General features: G+C 49.1%; 17 protein-coding genes and 1 pseudogene. 1 reads left to right on the top strand and 17 read right to left on the bottom strand.

Annotated features, from left to right (window positions below):
• Positions 1-266 precede the first annotated feature (266 nt).
• Genes J3P95_RS04270 through J3P95_RS04260 form a run of 3 tightly spaced genes read right to left on the bottom strand, consistent with a single transcriptional unit; the run spans position 267 to position 2205 of the window.
• A complete protein-coding gene (locus J3P95_RS04270) occupies positions 267-869 on the bottom strand; it encodes a gamma carbonic anhydrase family protein (RefSeq protein WP_434560967.1) in 603 nt (200 codons plus the stop codon).
• Positions 870-893: 24 nt separating this feature from the next.
• Complete coding sequence (locus tag J3P95_RS04265; RefSeq protein WP_434578564.1) at positions 894-1706, bottom strand: class I SAM-dependent methyltransferase; 813 nt, start codon at positions 1704-1706, stop codon at positions 894-896.
• Positions 1690-2205 (bottom strand): GNAT family N-acetyltransferase, encoded by a 516-nt coding sequence (locus tag J3P95_RS04260; protein ID WP_339437611.1) that lies wholly within the window; start codon positions 2203-2205, stop codon positions 1690-1692. The genes J3P95_RS04265 and J3P95_RS04260 overlap by 17 nt, the downstream gene beginning before the upstream one ends.
• A gap of 609 nt (positions 2206-2814) precedes the next feature.
• Between J3P95_RS04260 and J3P95_RS04255 the strand changes: the two genes are divergently transcribed.
• Positions 2815-3372, top strand: a complete 558-nt coding sequence (locus J3P95_RS04255; protein WP_434560961.1) for a helix-turn-helix domain-containing protein — start codon at positions 2815-2817, stop codon at positions 3370-3372.
• Here J3P95_RS04255 and J3P95_RS04250 read toward each other — a convergent pair.
• The 14 genes and pseudogenes from J3P95_RS04250 to J3P95_RS04185 form a co-directional block, all read right to left on the bottom strand.
• Complete coding sequence (locus J3P95_RS04250) at positions 3328-4092, bottom strand: thioesterase II family protein (RefSeq protein WP_434560959.1); 765 nt, start codon at positions 4090-4092, stop codon at positions 3328-3330. The genes J3P95_RS04255 and J3P95_RS04250 overlap by 45 nt on opposite strands.
• The gene (locus J3P95_RS04245) at positions 4067-5002 is read right to left on the bottom strand and encodes a DMT family transporter (protein ID WP_434560957.1); all 936 of its coding nucleotides are present in this window, start codon (positions 5000-5002) and stop codon (positions 4067-4069) included. Before J3P95_RS04245 ends, J3P95_RS04250 begins: the two co-directional genes overlap by 26 nt.
• 13 nt (positions 5003-5015) lie before the next feature.
• Entirely contained in the window at positions 5016-5672 is a 657-nt protein-coding gene (locus J3P95_RS04240; RefSeq protein ID WP_434560955.1) for a hypothetical protein, read from the bottom strand.
• A gap of 14 nt (positions 5673-5686) precedes the next feature.
• Positions 5687-6628, bottom strand: a complete 942-nt coding sequence (locus J3P95_RS04235; protein WP_434560953.1) for a chlorinating enzyme — start codon at positions 6626-6628, stop codon at positions 5687-5689.
• A 13-nt stretch (positions 6629-6641) separates the two neighbouring features.
• The gene (locus tag J3P95_RS04230) at positions 6642-6875 is read right to left on the bottom strand and encodes an acyl carrier protein (RefSeq protein WP_434560951.1); all 234 of its coding nucleotides are present in this window, start codon (positions 6873-6875) and stop codon (positions 6642-6644) included.
• A complete protein-coding gene (locus J3P95_RS04225; protein WP_434578567.1) occupies positions 6876-8426 on the bottom strand; it encodes an amino acid adenylation domain-containing protein in 1551 nt (516 codons plus the stop codon).
• Positions 8427-8762: 336 nt separating this feature from the next.
• Positions 8763-8966 (bottom strand): annotated as a pseudogene (locus J3P95_RS04220) (hypothetical protein); the annotation flags it as partial.
• A gap of 394 nt (positions 8967-9360) precedes the next feature.
• The gene (locus J3P95_RS04215; protein WP_434626630.1) at positions 9361-9687 is read right to left on the bottom strand and encodes an SMI1/KNR4 family protein; all 327 of its coding nucleotides are present in this window, start codon (positions 9685-9687) and stop codon (positions 9361-9363) included.
• Positions 9688-9813: 126 nt separating this feature from the next.
• Positions 9814-10260 carry a hypothetical protein gene (locus J3P95_RS04210; RefSeq protein ID WP_434578571.1) on the bottom strand — a complete coding sequence of 149 codons (447 nt, stop codon included), beginning with the start codon at positions 10258-10260 and terminating at the stop codon, positions 9814-9816.
• A 550-nt stretch (positions 10261-10810) separates the two neighbouring features.
• A complete protein-coding gene (locus tag J3P95_RS04205) occupies positions 10811-11269 on the bottom strand; it encodes a hypothetical protein (RefSeq protein WP_434560945.1) in 459 nt (152 codons plus the stop codon).
• Positions 11269-11955 carry a hypothetical protein gene (locus tag J3P95_RS04200; RefSeq protein WP_434578572.1) on the bottom strand — a complete coding sequence of 229 codons (687 nt, stop codon included), beginning with the start codon at positions 11953-11955 and terminating at the stop codon, positions 11269-11271. Before J3P95_RS04200 ends, J3P95_RS04205 begins: the two co-directional genes overlap by 1 nt.
• A gap of 261 nt (positions 11956-12216) precedes the next feature.
• Entirely contained in the window at positions 12217-12558 is a 342-nt protein-coding gene (locus J3P95_RS04195; protein ID WP_434578574.1) for a DUF6124 family protein, read from the bottom strand.
• 181 nt (positions 12559-12739) lie between these two features.
• Positions 12740-13117 carry a hypothetical protein gene (locus tag J3P95_RS04190; RefSeq protein ID WP_434578576.1) on the bottom strand — a complete coding sequence of 126 codons (378 nt, stop codon included), beginning with the start codon at positions 13115-13117 and terminating at the stop codon, positions 12740-12742.
• Positions 13104-13613, bottom strand: coding sequence for an HNH endonuclease (locus J3P95_RS04185; RefSeq protein WP_434578577.1), 510 nt, complete (start codon positions 13611-13613; stop codon positions 13104-13106). The genes J3P95_RS04190 and J3P95_RS04185 overlap by 14 nt, the downstream gene beginning before the upstream one ends.
• Between the last annotated feature and the right edge of the window lie 96 nt (positions 13614-13709).

The raw sequence follows: 13709 nt of genomic DNA, 5'->3' as shown, positions 1-13709 counted from the left end.
CAAAGGAAAAGTCTGGCAGTAACAATACCGAGCGATTGACGCCCGCTCGGTCCATGGCGGCGACTTGAGCATCCCCCTGGTGGTCACATAATTCGCGCAGAAACTGGTCGACAATCCTTATTTTTGCAACTGGGTATCCGCTGGCGCGAAGCTTCACTTCGATATTTTCCGCCACGCCTTCCAGGAAACTCAGTGGCGTGAAGTGCGTGGACGCGATGTGGCTGTGGCCGTCAATAACGGTCAGTGCGCGGGTGCTGTCGGAATCATCATTCATCGTCCACCTGCTGCTTGCGCAGGAAGCGTGCGTACCGCTCCATAATTTGCTTGACAACCCCGTCTGTCTCCCGATTAACGCCGAAAACGTAACCCGGGAAATCCAGTTCCTTCTGTACGCTCCAGATTTGCTCGTGCTGGTCCGGAGAAAAGAATTGAGCTGGATCGCCCACGGCGATCCAGCCAATCGGCAGCGTTGCGCCGCTCTCCACCACCGTCTTGATGTGAACGACCGCGTTGATGCGCAACTCCGCGCCCTTGCCGATACGCGCTCCGTTAAACACTGATGCGCCAGTGGCGACAAAAACCTCATCGCCGATACTGCAACCGGTCAAATGGCTATGTGGCCCTACCAACACGTGGTTTCCGATATGGCAATCATCATGGGACGTGCTGCGAATCACGGCATGCTCCATGATGACGCAATCCTCCCCGATGGTCAGTGTACCTCCTTGCGCAACAAGCACCGCGCCGTGGCTTATAACGGTGCCCGCACCGATGGTGATATTGCCTTCCAGAATGGCGCTAGAGGCAACTTGGGCAGTCGAGGCGATTGCCTGGCGTACAACGGCATTGCGTTCGGCTTTGTCAGTCATAAAGTGCTCCATGATTCCATTCAGTTACTGTTTCTCTCCAGAAACAAAGAATACGCCTATGCCTGCCCATCCGCCCGGCCCCTCGATACATTCCTTGATGGCCGCCATTTCACGCTGGGCCCCCTGCAACTCGTTTTCTGGAATCACTTCCATCTTGTAACCAAAGACCAAGTCACAGAACGCCGTCGCACCGATCAATGATGTCGAGACTAAGAGCATGCTGCACCGAATATCAGCGTATCCGGCTTCTTCCAGGTAGCTCGCCAGCTTGCTGCCCACATGTCGATCCCCGCCTCGGGCGGCCTGAGCTCGAGCAACACGTGCCAGGAAGGACTGCAGTTGAGGAGGGTTTGGTGCCGACCCGAACCACCGGTCGTCGATATCGCATATGCACAGGCGTCCTGCGATAGACAGGCTGCGGTGAATGTTGCGCAGGGCCAGCAAGGGATCGGACAAATGCTGGAAAACCAGGCGTGCATAGCTGAAGTCGAAGGACTCAGGTTCGGCCAGGTTATCGTCGTAGAGATTGGCCTGGCGAACCTGAGCCTCGGCGAACCCCTCACTGACCAGTTGCTGGCGCGTCTCCGTTATGCTGGTTTGATTGCAATCAAGCGCCACAAGCCGGCTCGGCTGGGTTCGTAGCGCAATCTGCGTGGTAATGATGCCTGGACCGCAGCCCACATCCAGGACTCGTTGCCCTTGAGCCAACCCTGCTTGTCGCAGGTGTTCGAACTCCAGGTCCAGCGCGATACCCGCCTGTGATTTCAGGCGTCGCAAGGAGTCTTCGTTGTCACGAAAACTGCCCAGCTGATATGACTCATCAACGATCAATGCCATGGGTAGTGCTCTCCATTTTTTTCTGTAGCCAGACTATGTCGACCCGATGATTCTCCAGTCTCGCAATCTGGGGGATGCGTACGCATTCTGAAAAACCCTGGGAGATACAACCGCGCGCACTGGCGTGATTCGGCCCCAGAATAATTGCGACCAAAGACTCGAAAGCCGCGGCCCGCGCGCAGTCCTCAAGGGCGCGCAACAATCGAATACCCACGCCGCGGGCTCGCATGTCACGTCGCACATACACGGCGACTTCAGCCATGGTTTGATCGTCAGGCCGGGCGGAAAACGGCTTGAGCGCACCCCATGCAATGGTGTCGCCCGCGTTAGAGAGATAAACCAGCACGGCAAAGCGCGGATTTTCTCCGAAATAGGTCAATGCGAACTTTTTGATATCGTGATGGGGAACATCACAGTTGGCAAATACCTTATCGGCGATCGCCTGGTTATACGTTTCTACCATCGACGGTAAGTCTTCAGGGACGGCTGGCCGAATCATCTAGAGGAGCTTCCGATAGAAGACATTGATTGCAGGGACGTGTTCGCGCTATCAATAATCCGCTTACCGACAACCTCGTTGACTACGGAGTGATTCGTCCAATCATGCCAGTAGAGGGGTTCCAGATGGCTGCGTTGTGGCATCAAGTCCACTAACTGCCCATCGGCAATGTTCAGCAATGTTAAGCGCTGAGGCTGCACGCTCGAAGCTTTTATATTCAATGACACACGCAAATGCTTCCAGCTGTTGGCGATCTAACATATCGACCTCCTTATAGACCATTAGGCGTTATCGAGTTCGATAACGCACACACATGAACATATTTGTATTCATGGCAATGTTGCCAATACACAATTTCACTTGGCAGTCATCCGAAAAGCCGGACAGGTTGAAGAAGGGATATGCTTTGGGGACCGCAGCTCTCTGTGGAAAGATATTGCAAGCTGACTTAATGTCATGTCTGTATTTTCACGGATACAAATCACGACGCTTGCGGCCTGAGGCAGCAAAGACTACAGCCTAAACAGATGACGATGCAGCGATAGAAGACCATCAACTTTACTAACTCATATTACTTCTATATCATTAGATTTTTATGGAGCCATCAACATGCAACAGAAAGACAGACTCAAAAAGACGTGCACTGATATTGGTAACAAAGTCAAAAATCTGCGAAACATAAGAGGGTTATCACTTAGTGAACTTTCAAAACTTTCCGGGGTATCAAAGGCTGCACTTTCGCAACTTGAATCAGGGAACTCCAACCCCAGAATTGATACTCTTGACTCAGTGGCTATCGCTCTGCGCTTACCCTTGGGTGATCTGCTTTTAAGTCAGGAAAATATGTATCCGCGCCTTGAGCGATTCAAAGAAAAAACTGGCAAACTTTCTCAAGACATGCTTTTTCGGATCAATCTCGGGAACATATCTGAAATCTGGAATCTCCGTATGGACCCCGAAGTAGTTATCAACAGCCCCGCACACAACAGGGGTACAAAAGAGCATATATTTGTTCATGAAGGCATTTTAACGCTGGAAATCGACGGCGTAAAAGAGACCTTAAATAAAGGTGATTTCTACGCATTTTCTGGTGATACTGATCATTCGTATCAAAGTCACAATTTATCCGTTCAGGCGACAGTTGTCATGTCCTATGCTACCGGTTGAAGTGCTGAGTTCGCATATTTCGTAGAAAGCTATCAGCTCGTTGAACACGAGCCGGGAGTGAGACTGAAGAACGAAGTGTCCCCCAGGTACACTGACCAGCTTTATTGATGCATCAAAGAGCTCTTGCCAATTACCCATATCCGATGTTACCAAGGGGTCATCGCGCCCATAAATAATTAGAACCGAAGCATTGCCTAATAAAGGCAAGTTGAAAGGTACCTGATCGGCTACAAGCAAGTCATCGGTCAACTTCCTGAAAAGTTGATTTCTCAGCCAGTCATCTGCCATCACACTTTCCGACACCCCACCCATTTTTCCGCAAAAATCTTTTAGAAAGTCAGTCCGCTTTCTTTCAGGAATACCTCGTAAATAGTATCGGCGCTTATGGATTGGTTCGTTCGCTAACAGAACAAGCGTGATAGACCTTTCCGCCTGCGCTATCCTCAAGTGGTGCGCAACCAACAACCCAAGGTACGCTCCAAAACTATAACCAATAATGACGACAGGGCCAGTTTCAGGGATAACACTTATCAGGTCTGATAACACATCAGCCAGCGCAGTGACAGGCAACTCGCTACGCCTTCGCCCACGCCCTGGCAATTCGTAGGCGGTTACATTGAATCTCCCTTGAAGGACTGCAGAGAACTCACGCAGCTCCGACGCACTGCCGCCCGCATGAGGTATGAGCACGGCATTAATTAGATCGTTTTTGCAACGCATCTCGATTTTCCTCTGCCCATCGCCCTAACAGTGCAGCAGATACAATCATGACGCCGCCCAGCATCTGAACTATATTGAAACTGTCTTTCACGATGAGAACGGCAAACAGCGCTGCGAAGAACGGCTCGAGCGATAAGATGAGTCCGACACGTGTTGAGCTGGAGACCTTTGCAGCGTAGAGCTGCATGATAAAAGCAAATGCGGTCGCAAAAACGCTCAAGAACAGTATGTATGCCCAGATCTCTGCGGTGAGATTGTCAAACTGGGACGCGTCAAAACCTCCGAAGGCAAGAACATTGATAGCTGCCAACGTCGCGACTACGACAAGTTCGATTAGCGTGATATTGGTGAGCGAAAATTTTTCCCCTGGGCTCTTCCTGCCAAACATGTAGATCTGATAGCCCCGAACCAGGGCGGCCACAAGAATGAGCGCATCGCCTGAATTAGCTCCCGAAAATCCGTCCTTCCCAAAACATAGCAATCCACAACCGACAATCGAGATGCCACCCGCCATGAAGACAGCGCTGTGTTGTTTACGCCCCCCCAGAATTCGCTCAAAGAAAGGAACTAGCACGACCGACACGACTATAAGAAATCCCGCGTTTGAGGCCGTCGTGTATTTAACACCAAGGGTTTCGAAAGTGAGAATCACGTACAGCAGTGCGCCGAAGAACACACCGCTGACGACCTCTCCCTTTTTTATATTGAAAATAGATTTTCTCGCCCCTAACGCCATGAACGGTATCGCCAGCAAAAACCTGAGCATAAGAAATAAAGGCACGCCCACACCCGCGTGAACGATGATTTGCATTAACGAGTAGCTGGCTCCCCAGGCGACGGCAACAACAAGAAGTCCAAGATCAATCAGATAAATCGTTGACCGGGGAAGCCTTACACTTACTTCACTCATAGTTCCGCTTCCCTTATTGATGATTGACGTCGTAACTCACCCTCAATACACCCTTTTTCAGCTTTAGGGACTTGATTTGAAACTCGACGAGTCTTGCTGTTTTATCAATATGGGTGCCTGCACATTGCATCGCGTCGAAACCCTCAATCAGGCAATACCTCGACCCCGCTTCATCCCAGGTCTTGACGTCTTTTCCAGAAAGAATCAGCTCCTGAATCCGCTGCTCCACTTTTTGTTTCAGCTCATCACCGACCGGCAGTGCGCCTTGTGCGGCGAAAAACTCAACCCTCGACTCTCCCGGAAAATGGTGACCTGATTTTGCAATCCACCCCATCTCACCCAGCACCCAATTGATCATGTGCCCGGCAGTGTGCAAAGCGGCGTGGCGCTTCCTGAGCTCAGCATCGACTGAAACATCGACGTGCTCGCCAACGCTAAAGACGTGATCGGTATCCACATGGAGCACTACCAGACCATCCTGATGGCGCGAAAATGAAACCGCTTTATCATTTACCCAACCGCAATCGGAAGGTTGCCCGCCGCCCTGCGGATGAAATAAATTATCCTCAAGCGCAATCCATTGCCCTCTATCATCCGTACCCACACCACACACAGATGTGGAGGCGTGATAATGATAGGTATCGCTCAGATAAGTTTGGTGCTGCTCCATGATGGCGTTCTCGATTAGACAGTCAATTTGTTAAAGGGCTTGCCGCGAAGTGTTTTTTCAGCAATGGAATTTTTGGGATTCAGACTTTGCCCAGCAACCACGACACTGCCAAACTTCTCAAGTGATGTTTTGCCGCCATACTCGTGAACGGTATCGGTGTCAGGATAGATATCGACGAAGCTGGGTGCATAGCGCGTTGCGAATCCCATTCGGTCATCTTTTTTTGACGTATTGGGATAAGACGCATGCATTAATGTCGACCAGAAGATCACGCATTGCCCCGCTTTCATGACCAGCGGCACAGCCATCGCCTCGTCCGGCTTCCAGTCAGGATCGACTTGAAGTTCACGGTAGTCATAACCGAAGAATCCGCGCTTTTTCCCTTCTTTCTCAAGCGTATTGACGCTGTCGCCGTCATATTCCATGCGCTTAGTTTCGTCGTAGTTCATCTTGAGATGGGTGCCTGGCATGATTTCGAGACATCCATTTTCGATGGTCGAATCAGTGAAGGCGGTCCAGACAGTCAATGTACCTTTCCCAAAAGCTGACTCGGTTTCACCTGGCCACAAAATTTGCGGCTTACCACTGGCATTGGCAAACGTGTCGGCCTGATGCCAATCGGTGCCTTCATCGCCTGGGTATTTTGGGAAAAACTCTGTGCGCCAGCAGATCACATCGGCCCCCAGAATGCCGGTCACGGGAGAAACAATCTTCAAATTCGTGACGTGCTCCGCGAGCTTGTCGACATCTAGGTGTCGATCGTAGTTGGATATGTTGGTCCCGCTGCCAAAGGAGTCTGCCGGATACGCTGCGCTACTCCGGTCAGGCAGCGCTCGTCTGACTTCATTCCAGATGGCATGCATATCTTCAGGCGTGTAAATCGTCAAAGGTCCGATGAAGCCATTTTTTTCAAAGGAAGCCAGTTGTTCTTCCGTGAGAAAATAACTTTTGTCCATATTCATCTCCCTGTTACTGATTCAACGAATGATTGATGGCGTCCGCAATGCTTTTATTGAACAATTTCTCGATTGAAACTTCAATATTGTACTTTTTACGAAGGCGCTTATTGAGCTCAAGGGCAATCATTGAATTACCGCCAACATCAAGAAAGTTTTCGTCTTGGGCCACCGGGCTTTCCAGTGCCTCTTCAATCCAGGCCGTGTAGTCTGCGGCAATATCCGCCTTCAACGTATCTTCCAACATTCAGAGTCCCTCCAGATTACTTTTGATAACATGCTTGTCAACTTTTCCATTAACGGTCTTTGGAAACACGGGAATTTTCTTGTAACGCAACGGGTGCATGTAACCGGGAAGCATCTTCCTAGCGTATTGCTTTAGTTGCTTGACGGTACTGGCTTCGTCACTGGACGAGGAAAAGCAGCAGAACAGGTAGTCGCCCCATTTAGCGTCTTTAAAAGGAAGCACACAGACTTCAAGCACATCCGCCACCTGCCCAAACGCTGACTCGATATCGCCCAACTCTATCCGGTAGCCATTTATTTTGACTTGCTGATCGGCTCGACCTATATAAATAAGGTCGCCGTTATCCGCCACATCGACTAGATCCCCCGAACGATAAAAGCGTTCGTGACACCCCTCACGCGTTATGAATCTCTCAGCCGTCAACTCGGGCCGATTCAGGTAACCGTCCGCAATCTGAGGACCACTCAGTATCAACTCTCCACCTACAGTGTTCGGCGAATCTTTGAGTATCTGATACGAAAATCCCGGTAACGGCTTACCAATCACGGAAGAAGGCTCTGAGGACTCTTTCTGGGTCACAATATGGAGCGTGGCATGTACAGTAACTTCGGTGATGCCATACATATTGACCAAGACCGGCTTGGAATCGCCAAAAATGCTGAACCAGTTTCGCAGTGTACTCGGATTGAGCCTCTCACCACCAAATATGATGAACCGCAACGCTAGTTCATCAACAGGAAGTCGGACCAACGATTCCGCGTTGATTGCAAACGCAGAAGGTGTCTGGTTAAGGACGGTCGCCTCTTCGGTTTTGATAAATGCAGCAAACCGATCCGGCGATAACTTTATCTCGGTTGTTGGTATCAGCAGCTTGCCCCCGAATCCCAGCGCACTTGATATTTCCCATACAGAGAAATCAAGCGCATACGAGTGATATAGAACAACGACGTCTGCGTGATTGAATTGAAAAGCGGGCTGAGTGCCTTCGAACAAAGCGGCCACATTGCCATGTGTAATCGGTACACCTTTCGGTCGCCCAGTGGTTCCGGAGGTGTAGATGACGTAGGCGCGTTGATGGGAGCCAACAGTCGCAAAGACATACCCGTCATTGTCCGGTTGCACCAACTGAGAAGCCGGTATGAACGTTTTTTCATCCCTAAGCGAGCTGTCAGGCTCTCCAACGATCAGCCTGGGATTACAGTCGCAAAGGATGGCCGTGTTTCTGTGTACTGGAGCGGACTTGTCCAAAGGCACGTAGGCGGCGCCGCAGAGTTGGACCGCCAGTAAAACAGCGATCAAATCAACCGACGGCGTCATTTCGACAGCGACGAAGTCAGACGACATCACCCCCCGTTCACGGAGTCCGCACGCCAGTTGTTTGACTAAACGTGCCAGTTGACCATATGAAAGCTCACAGACCGAGTCCTTCGCAGCCAACGTATCCGGAGAGGTAGCCGCTATGCTGAAGAAGCGCTCGATAATCAGCGATTCGCCTAAAGCGCCGTCGTCACTTCTTACAGAGATAGAATCCGTTTTCTCCGGGGCGTTCATTTTTTGGCATCCGTTCCGCTTAAAAGACGATCGGACACTATAACGAACATTTTTTTAAGTCAAGCCTGACCCATCAAGGTTTTCAGCGGACGATTTCATGGCCAAGACGCTCTGTGTCCCTCAGAAGGATGACCACGCGTTAAACGCTTCAGCAGGTCGTTGCCTGTCGCTAACCGTGACATTGCGGCCGCCGTCCAACGTGACACTGCCACTGGCGGCTTGGCTGGCATTGACCGTCAGGTCTTGCCCCGCCTCCACCACCGACGCGACGTTGGTGCTGTCATAGCTTTCCCGTTGCTCGCTTTTGCTGCGACCAAAGGAGCCTTTGCTTTTCTTCGAGTAATCAGGCTTCTGGAAAAATATAGTTTTTATACTCTGAGCGTTTGCCTTTCCCCACATACGAGCAGCAATGGACGACATGTCAGTGCTTGGCAGGTCCGCCTGCACAAAAACCCCGCCGGCTTGATTCGACTTTTTCTGTATCGCTCGAACTATCTTTGTCGGATCAAGATTCTGCGGCGTATACACATCAATGGAACCGCACAAGAAAGGGGACCAAGAAAGGACCAAGAAAGGGGACAGATTTATTTAAGTACTTAGCGAAAAAAATAAATCTGCCCCCTTTTTTTTTGGTTATTGGGCAGAGCTTGGTCGGGCCCTTTTGCACCATCAACTTACCCAGGAAATGTGATCTCCATCTAAATAATATAGTCCTTCAAGCCTCCCTGAAATTTTAGGCAGCTCGAGAAGAGACTCTGAAATATATGAAAAAGCAAAAGAAAGGGGACAGATTTATTTAAGTACTTAGCGAAAAAAATAAATCTGTCCCCTTTTTTTTGGTCCCCTTTTTTTTATAAACAGCAAAACGCTTCAAACTCCCTATCTAAGAAGGAGCAAGCACATAAATCCGTCCCCTTTTCCTGTTGAAATAAGCTTAAATAAGCTCCGAGATTTTTCTATATGTCAAGCTCATATAGCCCATCCAAAAATCAGAAAAATTACTCGACACCAGTGTCATATTTGAATCGTCAGGCTCTGTTCCATCACATTTTTCTAATTCATGATCCCAAAAATAGACCTTGCCCCTGACCTCCCCTTTAATACCCAAGCAAATTTGGTTGCCTCCAGGGTCACATGCAATTGCTATAAACCCTTCGGGGATACGCCCTCTATACAAGTTGAGATTCCTGACAAAATCATATGTATCACTCCTATTCAAACCGTAAAACCGTTGAACAGATGACCCCTCCTCATTATCGATAAAACGGAAACTATCTGGCTCAGACCAAGAAAGGGGACAGATTTATTTAAGTACTTAGCGAAAAAAATAAATCTGCCCCCTTTTTTTTGGTTATTGGGCAGAGCTTGGTCGGGCCCTTTTGCACCATCAACTTACCCAGGAAATGTGATCTCCATCTAAATAATATAGTCCTTCAAGCCTCCCTGAAATTTTAGGCAGCTCGAGAAGAGACTCTGAAATATATGAAAAAGGAAGTCCACTCCTTAGCTCTTGAGCTCTTGCAGAGTAGTCTGCCCAAGAAGGCTCAATCATCCCATTCCAGAATGTAACAAAGGAGCCATCTTCAAGAAGGATGACAGGTTTTAAGTACTCAACTTCCCCACCACCATCCCAGTACAGATAACCTAAGTAACTAGAACCATTTTTCCCAACAAAACTAGCGCGAACGATTATTTGAGCGTCAGTACAAGTCTCCTTATCAAGCAGAGGACGGACTGTTAGCTGATCTTCCGCAGATTCATCCATAGGAAAGTACCAAACACCAAAATCAGCAAGATCATCAATGGTTAATTCATATATTTGTTTATCAGTCATGTTTGCATACCTATTTAATCAGGTGCTTGATTGAGTCAAACAATTCGGGCCACCCTATATCGCCATAGGATTTCTGCAACCCCGAGCTTATTTGCCCAGGAGTATACGTAGCCGGCTTACCACGTACCATGGGTGGCAAATACTTACTGATAGCTTTATGCATAGCATCAGGATTCACCTTTCCCGTATGAGAGTACTGGGTAATTAGAGTCGCAGGGTGATCTAGCATGTCATTTTTCGTATACCCCAGCATTTTCCCCAAATATTGAGGCAGGGTGTGATGCGCTTGGAATCCTTCAAAAAGGGGACAGATTTATTAAGAACTGAGCAAACAAATACATCCGCCCCCTTTTTTTTTCGCAGATGCTGGGTTACCTTCCGACGTTGCATCAGTAGCAATCGAACAATTAACGCAGCTATAAGTTCACCCAGCGTCTGGATAACCTGGATTGACGTTCCTTATTGAACCTGCAGTTTCGCCCGCCCCCTGTCGCTTTTGCACCATCTAAAAATCACACAAACATCTAATCCATTGCTACGCTTAAAGCGATCAATTTGATATTAGCGTCGCTTTCCACAAGCGTCCATCCTCCGAAAATTCCATGCGTAGAGCGTACGTCTCAAACTCATACTTCAGCCACTGCTGTACATAGCCGATTAACATATCGACTCTACCTGGCGCCTCTTTGCTAGGCGAGCCTAGCTCTGCAATAACATCTTCAACACGCCATGCTTGAGCTATACGACCAAGCACATCTTCCTTATATGCCGAATAACCTTCGTGAGGCTGCACCAAAAAATGAATGTGATTTAATTTTCCCGAACGAAACCCAATCTCTATGCCAGATTTAATAAACTTATAGAATCTTGTCTTACCTTCCGGGTCATTATAGCTATCCGGGGTTTCCGAAACAGCTGGCAACTCTCCGACTCTTCGACATAAGCCGGTGACTATTTCCCCGCTTTCATTTCGACCAAGAGCCTGAACAAAATCCGACCAAGCGTTCATTATTTAATAACTCCCGTATTGCGATTTCTTTCCACTAATTTTTGAACAGTTTCATCTACCAACTTCGAATCATAACCTCTACTGTTCAGATTTGCCCGCAAAGCTTCTGTGTCACGACAGACTGCACCGCACAGATCCGCAGCATCTTGCTGAATCTGAGCAGGAGTGTTCTTCCCGCCATACGTCGGACCTGCAATATGTACATCTCGTGGAACCTCTACAGCAGTAGAGTTTTGGTAGAGAGTCTTGGTCTCCAACTCAGTAAGCGGGCGGCCCAACTCTGCTTCCTTTGCTGTGCGCAACGCAGCAAATGAAGGGATATGGTCGTGTTCTAGACCATCTCCAACAACCTCTCTTGCCTTAAGGTTTTTATAGGCGTCGACCTCAAGTCCTTGAACCGCCGTTTTCGAAGGCACGGATCCTTTTGCACCCGTTCCGTCCACCACCGAAACAGACGTAGGCTCTTTCGCGCCTTTACTTTTCGAAAGTACCCCCGTCAACACCGAAGCCATGAACTGACCGCCGCCGATCAGGTACTTGTCCGTTTCGAATTTTGAATCGAGCTTTGTACCTTCAATCTCGTTGGCGATTTTTTCTCCTACGGCTTGACTGAATTGCTCGGTTTTCTCAAGCAGCGCTTTACCCGGCTCGGTTTCAGAGGCTGCGTTGATGACAGCCAGTTGCACGAGCCCTTTGGGGCCTTGTGCCATCAAGAAAGGGGACAGTTTTATTTAAGTACTTAGCGAAAAAAATAAATCTGTCCCCTTTTTTGCTTAGGTTGGCGGTCAGTGCTCCTCAGGGACAGGCCGCTGGAGTGTTCGACCAACGCCCAATGAATATCGGGTACATGATCCACATGGGAATCCCGCAGGAACAGGCCACGGCTCGAAGAAGCGTTGTCATTTCTCCTTCGTAACGTGGCCTATCCCATGCTAGTTTTCCAGCGCCTATCTAGGGTCAATGACATCCAGTGTCCGGTTTGCCAATAGCTGACTCAGCTCGATCAACTGTTGCAGCCCTAATGCAAAATGCCGTCGAGAATCCTCCAAGTCGAACGCCAGATCACCAGCCATGGCATTGGCAGAGGCGAGGGTTTCGCTGAGATTTGCCAACAGGCTTTCAGCATCGACGCCCTCCACGACAGTGAACAACTGGTCCGGAGGCAGCTTCTTGTCAGGCTGGGCGGGTTTGGGGTTCAGATAGGAATCGATGACACGTTCGGCGTTGGCGTCGGCAGCGATGTCCAGATGCAGCGGAGGAACGGGTGGGTCGGGGATGAGTTTGTCCATGGAGTGCTTCTAACGTAAGTGGGAGCCGCCACGTTCGCTGCTAAACGAGTAGGTGGCAGCCATGCGCAGGTTAGCAGGCCAGCCTTTTTTCATTTTTTACGGGCGTATCAGCTAGTTAGCCGTTAAGTAAGTGCCATTCAAATCTGGCCCCTTTTTCTCTCTTTTTTTCTTCGCACTAAAGCTATAGCTTTATAAAGTCAAAAACCTGATTAAATAGTAGTTCAATTCTTGGTGACGCGTTAAGGAAATCAAGTGCTTCACTTGGGGTTACGGGCATATCAAACGGCTCAAACCCTCGCCGAACGGCGATACCGTACAACGCATATTCGTCATCCTCCTCATGCTCCCAGCAGGGCACATAGCCAACAACTTTATAGAGTTTGAAAATTTCATCATGAAAATCCATCAAGTCATATAAAAATGCTGGAGCAGCATTCAGCGACGAAGCCTGAGCACACCAGACATTAAACTCATCCTTGCTTATAGCTTCACAAAAAAGACAAGTAATAACGAAAGCCATCAACTCATCACTAAAGTACCCTGGCTCATTCAAAATCACATCCCACCTCCCATAGCTTCACCACCGACATGTCCCGTTTTTTTATGATCAACCCAGGAACCAACTGCATCCGCCCACTGTCCTGATGGTGATGCCATGTGTATCCATCGATTTTCTTCGCTCCTGCATTAATCTGCTGGAGCTGCTTAGCAGTAAAGCTTGAGGCTCTCACTTGGCCTTGCTGAATAGCACCCGACAACTCTTTGGTTGCAAGTTTCATTTGCCCTTCATAAGTTGTGGATTTAAAAGCGTCAATCGATATTCGCGTATCGAACGCTGTTACATCATCAAAAATAGGAAAGCCTCTATTGTCAAAAACACCCCCCGTGACAGGATGACGCCGTCCTGCAAGATGCACATTCCGACCATCAACTGGCGGAACCGTAGTAGAAATAACGTCCTCACGCCCATAAACAGACTCAAGCTCATTTCTGGTAGTTTGTGGATTATACGGAGCCTCGGAACCATTGCCTTTTGCTTCCCCTCCTGCCTCCACCCACCCCTTCGGCGGATTCTCCCCAAACTTCTTATCCCAATCAGGATCTCCCCGACCAATCCCCAGCCCGTCGTTCCCCTTCGTTAAACCATCCGT

Origin of the sequence: Pseudomonas sp. Z5-35, assembly GCF_051131945.1 — a bacterium.
Classification (GTDB): Bacteria; Pseudomonadota; Gammaproteobacteria; order Pseudomonadales; family Pseudomonadaceae; genus Aquipseudomonas; species Aquipseudomonas marvdashtae.
Note: the sequence above shows the minus strand (reverse complement) of the source record. Positions and strands in the feature narration are given on the sequence as shown.

Excerpts from the sequence above, each read along its gene's own strand:
- J3P95_RS04265 (WP_434578564.1), bottom strand. The coding sequence starts at position 1,706 with ATGGCATTGATCGTTGATGAGTCATATCAGCTGGGCAGTTTTCGTGAC.
- J3P95_RS04210 (WP_434578571.1), bottom strand. The coding sequence starts at position 10,260 with ATGACTGATAAACAAATATATGAATTAACCATTGATGATCTTGCTGAT.
- J3P95_RS04205 (WP_434560945.1), bottom strand. The coding sequence starts at position 11,269 with ATGAACGCTTGGTCGGATTTTGTTCAGGCTCTTGGTCGAAATGAAAGC.
- J3P95_RS04250 (WP_434560959.1), bottom strand. The coding sequence starts at position 4,092 with ATGCGTTGCAAAAACGATCTAATTAATGCCGTGCTCATACCTCATGCG.
- J3P95_RS04235 (WP_434560953.1), bottom strand. The coding sequence starts at position 6,628 with ATGGACAAAAGTTATTTTCTCACGGAAGAACAACTGGCTTCCTTTGAA.
- J3P95_RS04240 (WP_434560955.1), bottom strand. The coding sequence starts at position 5,672 with ATGGAGCAGCACCAAACTTATCTGAGCGATACCTATCATTATCACGCC.
- J3P95_RS04270 (WP_434560967.1), bottom strand. The coding sequence starts at position 869 with ATGACTGACAAAGCCGAACGCAATGCCGTTGTACGCCAGGCAATCGCC.
- J3P95_RS04260 (WP_339437611.1), bottom strand. The coding sequence starts at position 2,205 with ATGATTCGGCCAGCCGTCCCTGAAGACTTACCGTCGATGGTAGAAACG.
- J3P95_RS04245 (WP_434560957.1), bottom strand. The coding sequence starts at position 5,002 with ATGAGTGAAGTAAGTGTAAGGCTTCCCCGGTCAACGATTTATCTGATT.
- J3P95_RS04230 (WP_434560951.1), bottom strand. The coding sequence starts at position 6,875 with ATGTTGGAAGATACGTTGAAGGCGGATATTGCCGCAGACTACACGGCC.
- J3P95_RS04195 (WP_434578574.1), bottom strand. The coding sequence starts at position 12,558 with ATGGACAAACTCATCCCCGACCCACCCGTTCCTCCGCTGCATCTGGAC.
- J3P95_RS04225 (WP_434578567.1), bottom strand. The coding sequence starts at position 8,426 with ATGAACGCCCCGGAGAAAACGGATTCTATCTCTGTAAGAAGTGACGAC.
- J3P95_RS04255 (WP_434560961.1), top strand. The coding sequence starts at position 2,815 with ATGCAACAGAAAGACAGACTCAAAAAGACGTGCACTGATATTGGTAAC.